Origin of the sequence: Mycobacterium sp. 2YAF39, from assembly GCF_052114565.1 — a bacterium.
Taxonomy (GTDB): domain Bacteria; phylum Actinomycetota; class Actinomycetes; order Mycobacteriales; family Mycobacteriaceae; genus Mycobacterium.
The window spans coordinates 106,735-121,178 of the sequence record NZ_JBFREZ010000010.1 but is presented as its reverse complement, the minus strand read 5'-3'; the positions used below and the strand labels follow the sequence as shown (position 1 = coordinate 121,178).

The window sequence follows — 14,444 nt, the reverse complement described above, 5'->3', positions numbered from 1 at the left end:
CGAATGACGTCCGTAGGGTGGTCGGCATGACTGAATGGACCGCCGCAGATCTGCCGTCGTTCGCAGGACGGACCGTCGTCGTGACAGGAGCCAACAGCGGACTGGGCCTGATCACCGCGCGTGAGCTGGCGCGTGTCGGCGCGAAGACGATTCTCGCCGTACGCAACACCGCCAAGGGCGACGACGCCGCCGCGTCCATGTCCGGCGACGTCGAGGTCCGCCCGCTCGACCTCCAGGACCTCGCGTCGGTGCGCGCCTTCGCCGACGGCGTCGACAGCGTCGATGTGCTGGTGAACAACGCAGGCATCATGGCGGTGCCGTACGCGCTGACCGCCGACGGGTTCGAAAGCCAGATCGGCACCAACCACCTCGGCCACTTCGCGTTGACGAACCTGCTGCTGCCGAAGCTCACCGACCGCGTGGTGACGGTGTCCTCGGGCATGCACCTGATCGGCGCGATCAACCTCGAGGATCTGAACTGGAAAGCGCGGTCCTACTCGCCGTGGCGGGCCTACGGGCAGTCCAAACTGGCGAACCTGCTGTTCACCAGCGAGTTGCAGCGCCGGCTCGACGCCGTCGGGTCACCACTGAAGGCGCATGCCTCCCACCCCGGCTACTCGGCGACCAACCTGCAGGGCAACACCGGCCGCAAGTTCGGCGACGCGTTGATGACGTTCGGAAACAAGCTCGCGACCGACGCCGACTTCGGCGCCCGCCAGACGCTGTACGCAGCGGCCAAGCAGCTGCCCGGCGATTCGTTCGTCGGACCACGCTTTGCGATGTGGGGTCCGTCCGGGCCCACCCCGTTGCGCAGTCCACTGGCGCGCGACATGGAGAAGGCCACCGGCCTGTGGGAGCTGTCCGAGCAGCTCACGGACACCAAGTTCGGCCTCTGATTTGGGGTTGAGCAGCGGCTCCGGCTATTCTGGCTGCTAATCACGGCGAGGGTGGTCCGGCCACCGTTATCGACGCGGACTGATTTCTTCAGGTTGCGCCCTGGCCGTGCTCAACACACGACACAGGAGCTGAACACGATGGCCAAGAACGCGCCGAACAATCTCCCCGCTGCGATTCGCAAGGAAACCGGCAAGGGAGCTTCGCGCCGGGCCCGCCGCAACGGCAAGGTCGTCGCAGTCCTCTACGGCCATGGCAGTGAACCGCAGCACCTCGAGCTCAACGCTCACGACTTCTCCGCCGTGCTGCGTAACGCGGGCACGAACGCGGTGCTCACCCTCGACATCGAGGGCACCGAGCAGCTCGCACTGACCAAGGCGTTGACCCTGCACCCGATTCGCCGCAGCATCACCCACGCGGATCTGCTGGTCGTGCGTCGCGGCGAGAAGGTCACCGTCGAGGTCAGCGTGATCGTCGAGGGCGAGGCGACCCCCGGCACCCTGGTCACGCAGGATGCGAACACCATCACCATCGAGGCCGACGTGCAGTCCATCCCCGAAAACCTCACATTGTCGGTCGAGGGCGCCGACATCGGCACGCAGTTCACCGCCGGTGCGATCACGCTGCCCGACGGCGTATCGCTGATCTCGGATCCCGAGGCGCTGGTCGTCAACGTCGTCGCCGCGCCGACTGAGGAAGACCTCGAGGCCGAGGGTGCGGGCGAGGCAGGAGACGAAGAGGCGGAGGGCGAGGCGCCCGAGGGCGAAGAGGCCGAGGGCGAGGGCGAAGCCGGCGAAGAGGCACCCGCCGCGGAATCCGAGTAGCCCGACATGGCCGAACCTCAACTCGTGGTCGGCCTCGGCAATCCCGGTCCGCAGTACGCCACGACGCGGCACAACCTCGGCTTCCTTATCGCCGACATCCTCGCCGACCGCATCGGCTCGGGGTTCAAGGTGCACAAGAAGTCGGGGGCCGACGTGGTCACCGGCCGGCTGGCCGGCCGTTCGGTGGTCCTCGCCAAGCCGCGTTGCTACATGAACGAGTCAGGGCGTCAGGTCGCGCCGCTGGCGAAGTTCTATTCGGTTGCGCCGCAGGACATCATCGTCATCCACGATGAGCTCGACATCGACTTCGGGCGGATCCGGCTGAAGTCCGGCGGCGGTGTAGCGGGCCACAACGGCCTACGGTCGGTCGGATCGGCGCTGGGCAGCAACGACTTTCAGCGGGTACGCATCGGCATCGGCCGTCCGCCGGGCCGGATGGACGGTGCGGCATTCGTGCTCGGCACCTTCACCACCGCAGAGTGGAAAGAGGTGCCGACGATCTGCGAGCAGGCCGGTGACGCCACCGAGCTGTTGATCTCGCAGGGCTTGGAGGCGGCACAGAACACCGTGCACGCCTGGGGCTAGCGGGGCTTGCGCCTCAGCTGTGCGTCTGGCCGGCCAGCGTCGTGATCGGCGCCTGCGTGGTGAGCCGATCGGCCACGAATTGCGCTGCCTGCGTTGTCAATCCGGCCTCGATGTACTGGCTGTGCGCCGGCCTGTCATCGCCGGTGGAGCACACCGGATCAGCACCGTTGCACAGGTCGATGGTTTTGTACCCGTACAGGGGACTCAACCCGGTCAGCGGACCACCGAGCAACCGGATGGACGGGTTGCCGAACACGGCGACCGCGGCGACGTGATCAGCGACGGCCGCAGGCATCGGGTTGACGAAGCCGAGCGTCGGCGCGTTGGCGATCGCGATGGCATCGATCACCGCGGCACCCTGCGAAAAGCCGCCGAGCACGATCTTGGTGTCGGGGCAGGTCGCGACGGTTTTCTGGACGAACGCACTCGCATCGTTCGCACCCTCTGCGGCGCGCAGGAAGTCGTATGACGCCGGGTAGTTGACGGCGTACACGTCGACAGACTGGCCGGGAACCGTGGACCGCAGGTCGTTGACGAATGCATCGCCGACACGTCCGACCCCGACGGGCTCACCGGTGCCGCGTGCGAACACGACCTGCACGTCGGGGCAGGCCGCAGCCTGCGCTACCGCGGGTGCGACCAGCGTCACACCCGAAACCGCCACTGCCGCAACGGTCAGAATCAGCCCACGCACCTTGTTCATGCATGGGCAAACGCCACATGCGGCCCAATTCATTCCACCGCCGGGCTAGAGGCCACTGATGCCGCTGTCGACCACCTTGATCTGCTTGTGGGGGAAGCGGCGTTCAGCGTGCTCCTTGGCCGCCGAGTTCGGCAACACGTAGAGCGTCTCCTTCTTCTCCTGCAGGGGTTTGAGCACCAGGTCCATGAACCCCTTGCGGTCGTCGAGATAGGGCTCGATGACGTCCTCCCCCGCCGGACACACCGCCAGGCAGTACGCCGCTTTGTAGTTGGCCTTGAACGACAGGCTCTGCCACATCGAGGCGTTCTCGGAATCGCTGACCCGCGAACGGAAATCTGCGGCGTCCTCGCTGTCGGCGATGGTCTGCGCCCAGTCGGTGAATCCGCCCATGAATTCGCGGTAGTTGTGCACCGAGCACGCGAAGAAGTCGAACTCGCCATCCTTCTTGATCGCCCCGACCGGGCAGGCCGCCACACACAACTTGCATTCCAGACATGGCGAATAATCGAGCGGCTCACCGTAACTACCGATCGGTGCGGCCACGAGCACCGTTCCCAGCAGGATGAAGTTGCCGAACTTCGGATGTATGACATTGCGGTGGATTCCCATCACGCCGAGACCGGCGGCGACCGCGACGGGTTTGTGCGCGACGACCCAGATGCGGCCGGGGAATCGGTCCATCTCCATCGGGAACGACATCGACGGGTTGATCGCGCGATACCCCGCATCCTCCAGTGCACGGGTGATCCGGTGTGCGGCCTCGTTCATGATCTCGCCGCTGCGATGGAACTCCTGATTGGCGACGCTGCGCGCAGTGGAGCGGACGTTGTCACGGTTCATCTTCACGACCAGGGATATGTAGCTCAGCGTGCCCGGCAGTGCGGCGTCGACGTGTTCACGCTCCGAGGCCAACTCGGGGTTGTCGACGCTGGCGAACGCGACGTCGTCAGCGCCCGCGTCCCGACACACCTGACGCAGCCAGTCGGCGTCGATGATGCCTGGTCGCGCCACGGTTCGCGACCGCACCTTGCGGACCGTGGGGTGGTCTGCGAGCCGGGCCGGAATCCTGTCGGTCATGCTAGGTATAGTACACAATACCCAGCAGGGCGCCAGAGGCGTAAAAGTTGATCGCGCCGCCGTCAAGAAACCGTTCGGACGCCACTTCGGACGCGACGGCGGGCGTAGACCGGAGACATGTCCAAGAGCCACAACGGCGTACTGCGCTGCGCCTGGCATCAGCTTCTCGACGGCGACCGTCCCTGGGGATCGGTCTCCGTACGACCCGACCGGTTCGGCGTGACCCGGTACCGACTCGTCGTCTACCCGCCCGGCATCAGCCCCACCGAACGTCGGCGCGTCCGCGCGGCACGGGGTTGGCCGCTGTGGGGTGCAGCGGTGTGGATCACCGCGCAGATCTATCTGAGCAACGTGCTCAATCCGTGGACGGCACTTGCCGTCTCGATCAGCGCCACTCTCGTTCTGGGCGTCGTCACGGTGTCGTTGGCCGACCCCGTGCGCACACAGGTGCGGACGATGACCGCGGCGGTCCTGGTCGGACATCCCGATCTGGGATCGAACGCGGCGCGCGACACGATCCAACGTCTCGGTGTTCGTTTGATCAGAGCCGACGAGAGCCTTGCCGATGGGCGGCTCGGGTCCGCCGAACACGAAGCGATCTGGTGGAGCGTGTACGACGAGATGGCCCCGCAGTCCTCGCCGGTGTCACAGGAATGAGTTCTCCGCAGTGAGTCCGCGTTCTGGGAATGCGCCGAGCGCGAACGTCTCGGCATTGCCCAGGCCGACTCCACCCTCGACCGGATCCTCCACGCGCACAAGCAGATCCCGCAGTTGATGCAGTTCGCGCGCATTCTCGGGTTTGTCGCAGTCGACGACGTGGTTGCCCTCGACCTTGAGGTCACCGACCCATTGGCCGTACACCCAGTCGTTCCAGCCGTAGTAGCCGGCGGTGCCCAGGTGAAAGCCGCCAGGCCCCGCCGCGGTGATGGTCAGCGGGCGCTTGCTGCCGTCGGAGTCGATCAATGTGACGGTGCCGTGGGTGAACCTGCGGTTGTCGTCCTGGAAGTGCATGTCCTGTTCGACGGAGACGAATCGGTGTGAACCGCCGTCGTCGTTCTGTTGCTCTGCCTGACAACGGATCTCGAGATAGCCGTCGCCTCGCTCCTCCTGGTACATGACGAACAGCGAATAGGTGGACCCGTCCTGTCGCGTCATCGTCATCGGTAGCCAGGTCATGAACATCTGTTTGATCCTGCGACCCCCGCGGGGCAGTCCGGGAATCGGCTTTCCGACACCGGGCCGCAGCCCCCAGGAATGGTCGCGAATCGAAATCCACTTGTCCGCTTCGATTTCGGTGCGCTTTCCTTCGACCTCCACCCATCCGGAGGCCACCCCGATCTGGTGGTACCTCAGCACGTTGTGGGTGACGCGATACCCGTCCGGGCTACGGTCCGGCCACGGATCCTCCAGCGCGGCGTCGAAGCTTCCCGACAGCTTGACGTCGAACGCGATCGGGGCGTGCTCCGTCGGGTCCAGGCTGACCCGGACGGTGCGCAACGGCTCCACTACGCGGTAGTGGATGGGCCCGACGTGGGTGGCCGCCGGGTCTGACGACAACCGGCGCCCGGCACGCACCGTCCACTGCTCGGTGCCGCGGCACACGCCTGCCGCACCGTCGAAGACGCCGCGGTTGGTGTACTTGCCGACGCCGAGGACGACCTGAAGTGAGTTGTCGCTGGCGTGGGCCATCGTCCAGATCTTCTCGGTCCACGACGGATCCGACTGGCTGACGGTGGCGAAGGTGTCAACGATCTGGTGTGCGAGCAGTTCATCTTCTGGCACCAGAGCGCCGTAGTTCGTCGTCAGCAATGCCGCTACCCCCTGCGGTTCCCGAGGAACCAAAGAACTTCGTCATATCGGTACCACGGTCATATTCGCGCATCCAGGTGTCTGCCCAATCCGGTATCGGCTGATCGCCAGGATCGTGGTGCGGAGATTGCGACAAGGCTTGTCCCCTTGACGGCCCCACCTCTCAATGCGGGACTTAACATAAACGTCAAGGGTGTCTCGCCGAAAGGAGCCTGCACCGGAGCTCGAGCTAGCATTAGTGTGACATTTGAACCTCCCGATGTAAAGGAAGTGGCTGTGTCTGCTCACCTCGCCGCCGACGCGGATACGTCGACGCGGCGACGTATCCTCGCCGCCACTTTCGTCGTGCTCGCCAGGGACGGCACACGCAAGCTGCAGCTCTCGGACGTGGCGGCCGAGGCCAAGGTGTCGCGGCCAACGCTGTATCGGCATTTCGGGTCCAAAGATGGCCTGCTCGAGGCATTCGGCCTTTACGAGCAGGACAACTTCGACGCGGGAATCACCGCTGCCATCGCCGGCCTCAGCGGTCCCGACAGGCTGGACGCCGCATTGCGGTTCATCGTCGAATTTCAGCGCACATACTCGCTGGGCTCACTGGTCGACGTCGAACCCGAACACGTACTGCAGCAAATGAAACGGGTCCTGCCGATCATTCACGAGCGCGTCGCGCGCATCATCCCTGGCGACGACAAAGATGTCGCCGCGGCCGCCGTCGTACGAATCGCGTTATGCCACTACATCATCGATACGGGAGATCCCGACCAGTTCCTTGCTGAACTGCGTCACGCCGCGGGGCTCGGCCAGTCGCGGCGACGTCTCTCGCGGGTGGTCAACGATTAGCGAGGAAACTCGCTTCCAGGACTATTACATACGGCAGACCAAACGTAAAGTCGCTGTTCTTTACATTAGATGGCTGCTATGTAACCCTGTTCTCCATGGCTGGCATCACGCTCGACCAACGCGACCTCGCCGCCACCCGTGCGCAGCTGCAGAAGTGGTTCGAGCACAGATTCGCAGGCGTCGCGGTCGTATCGGAACTGAGCGCGGCCAACCGGGCGGCCGGATGGTCGAGTGAAAGCCTGGTGTTCTCCGCAGCGGTCGACGGCGAGACGAACGAGTACGTCATCCGGATTCCGCCCACCGGAGGCGGCATCTTTCGCGAGTACGACCTTGGCGCCCAGACGCTCACGCAGGAACTGCTGCACGAGTACGGCATCGCGACGCCGTCACCGATCCTCTACGAGCCCGACCGCACCTGGATCGGCTCGAAATTTCTGGTGATGCCGCGCATCGTCGGCCACACACCGTCGGACACCTCGTACGCCACGAAGGGCTGGATGCATGACGCCGGACCCGAGATCCAGCGGCGCGCGCACGACTCGTTCCTGGAGACACTCGCGGCACTGCAACGGGTTCCGGTCTCAGAGGCGACGTGGCTGGAGCGCCCCGCCGGTTTCGGCGTTTCCGCGGAGCTCGGATGGTGGCACGAATACGCACGCTGGGGATCCGGCAATCAGGTCCCCGACGTCATGACCGAGGCGTTCGGCTGGCTCAGACGGCATCAGCCGGGCGAGACGTCGGCACTGACCATCTGCTGGGGCGACGCCAGGATGTCCAACGCCATCTTCGACGACGCCGGCCAGATCATCGGCGCGCTGGACTGGGAGCAGGCGTGTGTCTGCCCGGCCGAGGCCGACATCGCGTGGTGGCTGGCCACGCGTAAGCAGATGCTGGAAGTCAACGGGATCGATGCCGACCCCGAGCTACCCGGCTTCGACAGCCGCGCCGCGGTGGTCCGCAGGTTCGAGGAGATGATCGGCCGCAAGCTCGAAAACCTCGACTGGTTCGAGATTTTCGCGATGGTCCGGATGGGCTGCTGCATTCTGCGCACGCAGGAGCTGCTGCGCAGCAATGGCCAGGCCGACCACTTCCTCACGCGCGCGCCGATTCTGCCCGCGTGGACGGTTGACGCGATCCGCGCCTAGTCGCCGGTGCGGCGGGCGTATGCCCGCAGGGCGAATGGCGCAATGACCGCCGTCATCGCCAACGACCACAGGATGGTCGAGAGTATTGGATGGTGCAGCGGCAGTTGAGCCTCCGGCGGGGCGGGCGGGCCGTTACCCCACAGCTCCCGCATCGCCTGAGCCAGCGATGACACCGGGTTCCACTCCGCGATCACCCGCAGCCAACGCGGCATGGGCTCGGTCGGGGCAAATGTGTTGGCCAGGAACGTGATCGGAAACAGTACGGTGAACATCACGCCGTTGACCGCTTCCACCGAACGCATCAGCGAACCGATCAGGATGCCGAACCAGATCATCCCGAAGCCGAACACCAGGATCAGCGCGAAGGCGAGGATGGCGTCCCCCACACCCCCGCGGATCCGCCATCCGATGCACAGCCCGGTCAACGCCATCACGAGCACACCGATCGACGAGTGCAGCAGGCTGGCGATACTACGGCCGATCAGCACGGCCGACCGCCTGATCGGCAGCGATCGAAACCGGTCGATGATGCCCTTCTCGACATCGGCGGTGATGCCGGTGGACACCACGAATGCCGTGAACACGATGGTCTGCGCCTGGATACCGGGAAGCAGGAATTCACGGTAGGACGCGCTGCCCTCCGTCGCGATCGATGCGCCGAACACGAACGCGAACAGCAGCACGAACATGATGGGCTGCACCGTGACGTCACTGAGCATCTCGGGCATCCGTTTGGTATGGATCATGTTGCGCTTGACCATGATCCACGACTGCTCGGCGATGTTGGTCTGGCGGATCCGCGGGCGCTCGACGGTGTCGGCCGGCCGGTGCTCGGTGGCGGTCATGCACCGACCTCCTCGTCGTCGCCCTCGGCGCGATGGCCGGTCAGAGACAGGAACACGTCGTCCAGGCTGGGCCGGGACAACCCGATGTCGTCGACTTCGATCGCACGTTCCTGCAGCCAACCGGCCACGCGGGTCAACTCGGCGATACCGTCGGCCGACGCGGTGAGCTGCCGCGCGCCCACGTCGACGTGGACCTCGGCGCCGGTGCGCGCGATCAGCTCCCGCGCGGCGGGCAGGTCGGTCGCATGGGAGACCGTGACGACCAGGCTCGCGTTACCCGCCTGCTGTTTGAGCTGCAGCGGGGTGCCCTGCGCGATGATCCTGCCGTTGTTGACGACGACGATGTTGTCGGCAAGTTGGTCGGCCTCTTCGAGGTACTGCGTGGTCAGCAGCAGTGTGGTGCCCTCGGCGACGAGGCCGCGCAACATCTCCCACAGATCACTGCGGCTGCGCGGGTCGAGCCCGGTCGTCGGCTCGTCGAGGAACAGCACCGGCGGTGCGGCGATGAGGCTGACCGCGAGGTCGAGCCGACGCCGCATGCCGCCGGAGTACCCGCGTACCGGGCGGTCGGCGGCATCGGCGATCGAAAACTGTTCGAGCAGTTGATTTCCCAGACGGTCGAGGTCACGGCGTCCGATGCCGTACAGGCCGCCGATCATCCGGATGTTCTCGCGTCCGGTCAGCAGTTCGTCGATGGTGGCGACCTGACCGGTGAGCCCCATGTTGCGGCGCACCATGTCCGGCTCGCGGCGAACGTCGTAGCCGGCCACTGTGGCCGTTCCGCTGGTGGGCACCGTCAATGTCGTCATCATCCGCACCGTGGTGGTCTTGCCCGCTCCGTTGGGCCCGAGCAGCCCGAGCACCGTCCCGGGCGGCACCACGAAGCTGACGCCGTCGACAGCGGTGTTGTCACCGAACTTCTTGACGAGGTCGATCGCCTCGATGGCCGGGGAGGTCATGGCGTCGACCGTATCGACAGCCCCCGACACAGCGCGACTCGATTACGCGCGGGGACCTAGGTGACGAGCGAGACCGAGGTGGAGCGGCGCAACTTGCCCGACGGGGTCTTCGGGATGCTTCCCGGTCCGAGCACGACGACATTGCGCGGACGCACGTCGACCTCGGCCACCACCTCATGGGCGACGTTCTGCTCGATGCGACGCACCTCGACCGGGTCCTGCCAGGCGTTGGACTCCACGGCGACGGCGAAGGTTTCCCGCGAATGGCCGGCGTCCAGTCGCACAGCGACGGCGCAGCCGGGCCGGACGCCCCCGACGCGGCCGGCGGCACGCTCGATGTCTGTCGGGTAGATGTTGCGGCCCGCCATGATGATGACGTCCTTGACGCGCCCGCACACGATGACGTTGCCATCCTCGGTCACGTAGCCGAGGTCGCCGGTGTCGTACCAGCCGTGCTCGTCCTGAGCGGGGATGAAGCCGCCCATCGTGATGTAGCCCGGTGTCAGGCACTCACCACGGAGTTCGATGACGCCGACACCGCGCGCAGGCATCACGTTGCCCTGCTCGTCGATGACGCGGGCCTCGAGGTCGGTCAGCAGCGGGCCCAGCGAGGCGAGGCGACGGGTGTTGCCCTTGGTCGCGGGTACCGCTCGGCGCAGTGCGGCGAGCAGGTCGGCGTCGACCTCGTCGACCACCAGGCCGGCGCCGCACGGTGAGAAGGACACCGCCAGGGTGGTCTCGGCCATGCCATAGGCGGGCAGTATCGCGTCGGGCCGCAGGCCGAACGGCTTGCCGGCGTCCAGCAGATCCTCGACGTCGGCGGGCTCGACGGGCTCAGCGCCCGACAGCGCGAACCGCAGCGTGGACAGGTCGTACTCACCCGGCTTGGCCTGCTTGCGCAGCCGCTTGGCGAAGAGCGCGTAGGCGAAGTTGGGCGCCGCGGTCATCGTGCCCTTGTACTTGTCGATGAGCTTGGCCCACAGCAGCGTGTCGCGCAGGAAGTCCATCGGCGTGACCTTGACCAGTTCCGCACCGAAGTACATCGGGATGGTCAGGAAGCCGACCATGCCCATGTCGTGAAAGCAGGGCAGCCAGCTGACCATGACGTCCTTCTCGACGTCGTACTCAGCGCCGATGAACATCGCCTCGGCATTCGAGTAGATGTTGCGGTGCGTGATCTGCACGGCCTTCGGCGATCCGGTGGATCCGCTCGTCAGCTGCATCAGCGCGAGATCGTCTTCGCCGACCTCGATCGGGTCGGTCGGCTCCGACGCCAACAGGTCGGCGACGGTCAGGACCTTGATGCCCTTTTCCTCCAGCACCGGGATCGCCACCAGGAAGGGCTCGGACACGATGACGGCCTTGGCTTCGATCATGCCGATGACGTTCATGGTGTCCTCGGCCCAGATCACGAGGTCGGTCCGCGGCGTGGGCTGGTGCAGCATGGTCAGGCTGGCGCCGCGCATCCACAGGCCCTGCGCGGTCGGCGCGATCTCCACGGGGAAGCCGGCAAGCACGCCGACCGAGTCCCCGCGTCCGATGCCGGCCGCCTCGAGGCCGCCTGCGACGCGACGGGCGCGCTCGTGCACCTCACCCCAGGTGTGTCGCACGGGCTCGTGGGGTTCACCGGTGACCATGCCCGTCTTGGCGTTGCGGGCATTGCGGTACATCTTCTCGGTGAATCGGCTCACGACGACCTCCTCGTTTCCCCGGCAGCAAATGTCCGGGTGTCATACTCCGCCTGATCAGGGCCGCTTTCCAGCAGACGCGCACACAAATGGGGAGCGGTTAAGTCTCGAAATGGTGATCTTGGCGCGCGACGGGCGAAGACGAAACGCCCACCGGGGCTGCCGGTGGGCAAAGTCGCGTCCATTCCTTGACCGCTAGTTTTCACCATCGATCATCTTAAACAACCCTTAAGTAGTTGCCAAAATCTTGCGATAACTGAGGTCCGTGTCACATTTGCCGCCGCCGCTCAGCGCAGCGTCAAACAGAGGCCGACGGGGTCGGAACGACCCTCGCGCCCTGTACGGGCCCACTCGCCACGCGGACCGTCCTGCAGACACCGGCGCCGGCCATTTCCGTGGCGACGTCGACGGCATTGGCGGCCGACGAGCACAGGAATGCACACGTCGGTCCGGAACCCGAGACGATGCCCGTCAGCGCCCCGGCCTCGGTGCCGGCGCGCAGGGTGCGGCGCAGCTTCGGCTCGAGGCTCAGCGCCGCCGGCTGCAAGTCGTTGCCGAGCAGCGGCGCCAGCTGCGCCGGGTCGCCGGACGCGAGTGCCGCCAGCACCGGTTCGGCATCGTCGAGGCGCGGCGGAGCGTCGCGTTCCTCCGCCGAGCGCATCCGATCGAGCTCGGCGAACACGGCGGGCGTCGACAGCCCGCCGTCGGCGAACGCCAGCACCCAGTGAAACGTGTTGCGGGCGAGCACCGTTGCCAGTTCCTCGCCACGTCCGGTGCCCAGCGCGGTGCCGCCGTGCAGCGCGAAAGGAACGTCGCTGCCCAGTTGAGCTGCCAGCACGTGGAGATCACGCCGCGGTACGCCGAGCTCCCACAACGTGTTCATCGCGACCAACACCGCGGCGCCGTCGGCGCTGCCGCCGGCCATTCCGCCCGCAACGGGAATCGACTTCTCGACGATGATCGCCACATCCGGTGCCCGGCCGACGTGTTCGGCCAGCAATTCGGCGGCGCGCCACGCGAGGTTGCGCTCATCGGCGGGCAGCGTGTCCCCGCCTTCACCCGCCAACTCCAGCGACAGCACATCGGCGTTGCGGACGGTGATCTCGTCGAGCAGCGAAACCGCATGAAACACAGTGGTCAGCTCGTGATAGCCGTCGTCGCGGACATCCCCGACCTCGAGGTAGAGATTCACCTTGCCGGGCACCCGCACCGTGACCGAACCGGTCGGAACCCATTCGGATGCCGTGCTGCCGTTGGACACCAGACGACACTATCGGAGTGAGCCGTGCGCAAGGGGCCGTCTCAGCAGGTCGATGTCGCTGATCAAACCCCTAGTCTGAGGACGTGTTCTCGCCCGGCGAGAAGTTCGAAGGTCACGTGGTCGACGACGTACTCGGCCGCGGCGGATACGCGACGGTGTACCGCGCGTACGACGCGGATTCGGATCGGGAGGTGGCGCTCAAGGTCCTCGACCACCACGACCAGGAATACGCCGCGCGGCTGCGACGCGAGTTCGAATTCGCCAGTCGCCTCACGCATCCCCACATCGTGAAGGTGTACGCGCGCGGCCACGGATGGCTGTCGATGGAACTGGTCTCCGGCGGTGGGATCACCAATGTCGACACCGTCGCCACACGGGTTGCCGCGTTGGAAAAGATCGCCGACGCGTTGGATTACGCGCACAACCGGGCAATAGTGCACTGCGACGTGAAACCCGCAAATATCCTTGTCCACCAGGATCTTTCGAGCCCGGTGCTCATCGACTTCGGAGTCGCCCACGCGATCGCCGACGATATCGGCCGCCGGCCCGGGCAGATCGAGGCCTCGCTGCCGTACGCGGCGCCGGAACTGATCACCGGCCATGCCCCCAGTGGCGCCACCGACGAGTACGCGCTGGCATGCACCGTCGTCGAATTGGTCACCGGATCGCCGCCATTCACGGCACTGAGCGGCCTGGGTCTCATCGACGCGCACCTGCACAAGCCGCCGCCGCGTCGGTCAGATGAAATCTCGTGGCTGCCACGCGTATTCGACTCGATCACGGCCAAAGCTCTGGCCAAGGCACCACAAGACCGCTATCGGTCCTGCCGTGAGTTCGTCTCGCTGATAGCCCGAGCGCTGCATTAGCCCGGCCGGCGTGACATCACACCGTGACTGAGCCTTCAGTCCTGTCCCGGTGGTGCACGACGGCCTTGGGCGCTTCCGGCTCTGGTTCCTCGCTTTCGTCCGACCGTTGCAGCAGCCGGACGAAGTCGGCGACCGAAAGCGTCTCACCGCGACGGGACGGATCGATGCTCGCGGCGAGCAGCCTGCTGGCCGACTCGTTGCCCGAACCCGCCCATTCGGCGAAGGCATTGCGCGACGTCTTGCGCCGTTGAGCGAAGGCGATGTCGATCAGGTTGAACACCCGCTCGCGGAAGCCTTCCTCAGCAGGCCACGGTGACGTCTCGTAACGGTCGATCCGCACCAGCCCCGAGTAGACACGCGGGATCGGCCAGAAAACCGTCGGCGAGACCATGCCGTACCGCCGGACGTTGCCGAAGTAGCGGACCTTCACGCTGGGCACCCCGTAGTCCTTGCCACCCGGTTCGGCGGCCAGGCGCTCGGCGACCTCGGCCTGCACCATCACCATCACGGTGCGGATCGAGGGGAATTCGGCGAGCAGGTGCAACAGCGCGGGTACCGCGACGTTGTAAGGCAGGTTGGCGACCAGCGCCGTCGGCTCGTCAGGGATCTCACCGCGAGTCAAGTGAAGGATGTCGCGGTTGAGCACGCTCAGCCGGTTGATCTCACTGTGGGAATGCTCGGCGACCGTGACAGGAAGCTGTCGGGCCAGCACCGGGTCGATCTCCACCGCGGTGACCCGCGCACCCCGATCAAGCAGGGCCAGGGTCAGGGAACCCAGGCCTGGCCCGACCTCGAGAACGTGGTCTTGCCGGTTGATACTGGACGCCGAAACGATCCGGCGCACAGTGTTGGCGTCATGAACGAAATTCTGGCCAAAAGACTTGCGTGGCCGGAAATCCATTTCTCTCGCCAAGTGTCGTATCTCGGTCCGCCCGAGTAGTCGAATGG

At 65.9% G+C, this 14,444-nt stretch carries 15 protein-coding genes; 7 read left to right on the top strand and 8 right to left on the bottom strand.

What is annotated here, in order from left to right; all coding sequences use genetic code 11:
• Positions 1–26: 26 nt before the first annotated feature.
• The 3 genes from AB4Z42_RS24525 (at position 27) to pth (ending at position 2,303) form a co-directional block, all read left to right on the top strand.
• Positions 27–896 (top strand): oxidoreductase, encoded by an 870-nt coding sequence (locus AB4Z42_RS24525; protein WP_442011832.1) that lies wholly within the window; start codon positions 27–29, stop codon positions 894–896.
• Between the two features lie 138 nt (positions 897–1,034).
• The gene (locus AB4Z42_RS24520; protein ID WP_442011831.1) at positions 1,035–1,718 is read left to right on the top strand and encodes a 50S ribosomal protein L25/general stress protein Ctc; all 684 of its coding nucleotides are present in this window, start codon (positions 1,035–1,037) and stop codon (positions 1,716–1,718) included.
• Positions 1,719–1,724: 6 nt separating this feature from the next.
• The gene (pth, locus tag AB4Z42_RS24515; protein ID WP_442011830.1) at positions 1,725–2,303 is read left to right on the top strand and encodes an aminoacyl-tRNA hydrolase; all 579 of its coding nucleotides are present in this window, start codon (positions 1,725–1,727) and stop codon (positions 2,301–2,303) included.
• Positions 2,304–2,316: 13 nt separating this feature from the next.
• On the opposite strand, the gene AB4Z42_RS24510 is transcribed toward pth, so the two are convergent.
• Positions 2,317–3,006: a cutinase family protein gene (locus AB4Z42_RS24510; RefSeq protein ID WP_442011829.1), complete on the bottom strand. Its 690-nt coding sequence runs from the start codon at positions 3,004–3,006 to the stop codon at positions 2,317–2,319.
• A gap of 45 nt (positions 3,007–3,051) precedes the next feature.
• Positions 3,052–4,083, bottom strand: a complete 1,032-nt coding sequence (locus tag AB4Z42_RS24505) for an epoxyqueuosine reductase (RefSeq protein ID WP_442011828.1) — start codon at positions 4,081–4,083, stop codon at positions 3,052–3,054.
• Between the two features lie 117 nt (positions 4,084–4,200).
• Between AB4Z42_RS24505 and AB4Z42_RS24500 the strand changes: the two genes are divergently transcribed.
• Positions 4,201–4,740, top strand: a complete 540-nt coding sequence (locus tag AB4Z42_RS24500) for a DUF6611 family protein (RefSeq protein ID WP_442011827.1) — start codon at positions 4,201–4,203, stop codon at positions 4,738–4,740.
• On the opposite strand, the gene AB4Z42_RS24495 is transcribed toward AB4Z42_RS24500, so the two are convergent.
• Complete coding sequence (locus tag AB4Z42_RS24495; RefSeq protein WP_442011826.1) at positions 4,729–5,865, bottom strand: hypothetical protein; 1,137 nt, start codon at positions 5,863–5,865, stop codon at positions 4,729–4,731. The two genes, AB4Z42_RS24500 and AB4Z42_RS24495, sit on opposite strands and share 12 nt — an antisense overlap.
• A gap of 303 nt (positions 5,866–6,168) precedes the next feature.
• Here AB4Z42_RS24495 and AB4Z42_RS24490 point away from each other — a divergent pair, with 303 nt between their 5' ends.
• Positions 6,169–6,732: a TetR/AcrR family transcriptional regulator gene (locus AB4Z42_RS24490; RefSeq protein ID WP_442011825.1), complete on the top strand. Its 564-nt coding sequence runs from the start codon at positions 6,169–6,171 to the stop codon at positions 6,730–6,732.
• A 95-nt stretch (positions 6,733–6,827) separates the two neighbouring features.
• Positions 6,828–7,877 carry a phosphotransferase family protein gene (locus tag AB4Z42_RS24485; RefSeq protein ID WP_442011824.1) on the top strand — a complete coding sequence of 350 codons (1,050 nt, stop codon included), beginning with the start codon at positions 6,828–6,830 and terminating at the stop codon, positions 7,875–7,877.
• On the opposite strand, the gene AB4Z42_RS24480 is transcribed toward AB4Z42_RS24485, so the two are convergent.
• The 4 genes from AB4Z42_RS24480 to AB4Z42_RS24465 all read right to left on the bottom strand — a co-directional run bounded on the left by AB4Z42_RS24480 (position 7,874) and on the right by AB4Z42_RS24465 (position 12,630).
• Positions 7,874–8,722: an ABC transporter permease gene (locus AB4Z42_RS24480; protein WP_442011823.1), complete on the bottom strand. Its 849-nt coding sequence runs from the start codon at positions 8,720–8,722 to the stop codon at positions 7,874–7,876. The two genes, AB4Z42_RS24485 and AB4Z42_RS24480, sit on opposite strands and share 4 nt — an antisense overlap.
• Positions 8,719–9,681 carry an ATP-binding cassette domain-containing protein gene (locus AB4Z42_RS24475; protein ID WP_442011822.1) on the bottom strand — a complete coding sequence of 321 codons (963 nt, stop codon included), beginning with the start codon at positions 9,679–9,681 and terminating at the stop codon, positions 8,719–8,721. The genes AB4Z42_RS24480 and AB4Z42_RS24475 overlap by 4 nt, the downstream gene beginning before the upstream one ends.
• A gap of 56 nt (positions 9,682–9,737) precedes the next feature.
• Positions 9,738–11,372 carry a fatty acyl-AMP ligase gene (locus AB4Z42_RS24470; RefSeq protein ID WP_442011821.1) on the bottom strand — a complete coding sequence of 545 codons (1,635 nt, stop codon included), beginning with the start codon at positions 11,370–11,372 and terminating at the stop codon, positions 9,738–9,740.
• A gap of 295 nt (positions 11,373–11,667) precedes the next feature.
• Positions 11,668–12,630: a 4-(cytidine 5'-diphospho)-2-C-methyl-D-erythritol kinase gene (locus AB4Z42_RS24465; protein WP_442011820.1), complete on the bottom strand. Its 963-nt coding sequence runs from the start codon at positions 12,628–12,630 to the stop codon at positions 11,668–11,670.
• 83 nt (positions 12,631–12,713) lie between these two features.
• Between AB4Z42_RS24465 and AB4Z42_RS24460 the strand changes: the two genes are divergently transcribed.
• Positions 12,714–13,496 carry a serine/threonine-protein kinase gene (locus tag AB4Z42_RS24460; RefSeq protein ID WP_442011819.1) on the top strand — a complete coding sequence of 261 codons (783 nt, stop codon included), beginning with the start codon at positions 12,714–12,716 and terminating at the stop codon, positions 13,494–13,496.
• Positions 13,497–13,512: 16 nt separating this feature from the next.
• Here the strand turns inward: AB4Z42_RS24460 and rsmA are convergent, their stop codons facing one another.
• Positions 13,513–14,397, bottom strand: coding sequence for a 16S rRNA (adenine(1518)-N(6)/adenine(1519)-N(6))-dimethyltransferase RsmA (rsmA, locus tag AB4Z42_RS24455; protein ID WP_442011818.1), 885 nt, complete (start codon positions 14,395–14,397; stop codon positions 13,513–13,515).
• Positions 14,398–14,444: the final 47 nt, after the last annotated feature.

Bases quoted from the DNA above. Each gene is read 5' to 3' on its own strand.
- AB4Z42_RS24525 (WP_442011832.1), top strand. From the start codon at position 27: ATGACTGAATGGACCGCCGCAGATCTGCCGTCGTTCGCAGGACGGACC.
- AB4Z42_RS24520 (WP_442011831.1), top strand. From the start codon at position 1,035: ATGGCCAAGAACGCGCCGAACAATCTCCCCGCTGCGATTCGCAAGGAA.
- pth (WP_442011830.1), top strand. From the start codon at position 1,725: ATGGCCGAACCTCAACTCGTGGTCGGCCTCGGCAATCCCGGTCCGCAG.
- AB4Z42_RS24510 (WP_442011829.1), bottom strand. From the start codon at position 3,006: ATGAACAAGGTGCGTGGGCTGATTCTGACCGTTGCGGCAGTGGCGGTT.
- AB4Z42_RS24505 (WP_442011828.1), bottom strand. From the start codon at position 4,083: ATGACCGACAGGATTCCGGCCCGGCTCGCAGACCACCCCACGGTCCGC.
- AB4Z42_RS24500 (WP_442011827.1), top strand. From the start codon at position 4,201: ATGTCCAAGAGCCACAACGGCGTACTGCGCTGCGCCTGGCATCAGCTT.
- AB4Z42_RS24485 (WP_442011824.1), top strand. From the start codon at position 6,828: ATGGCTGGCATCACGCTCGACCAACGCGACCTCGCCGCCACCCGTGCG.
- AB4Z42_RS24480 (WP_442011823.1), bottom strand. From the start codon at position 8,722: ATGACCGCCACCGAGCACCGGCCGGCCGACACCGTCGAGCGCCCGCGG.
- AB4Z42_RS24475 (WP_442011822.1), bottom strand. From the start codon at position 9,681: ATGACCTCCCCGGCCATCGAGGCGATCGACCTCGTCAAGAAGTTCGGT.
- rsmA (WP_442011818.1), bottom strand. From the start codon at position 14,397: ATGGATTTCCGGCCACGCAAGTCTTTTGGCCAGAATTTCGTTCATGAC.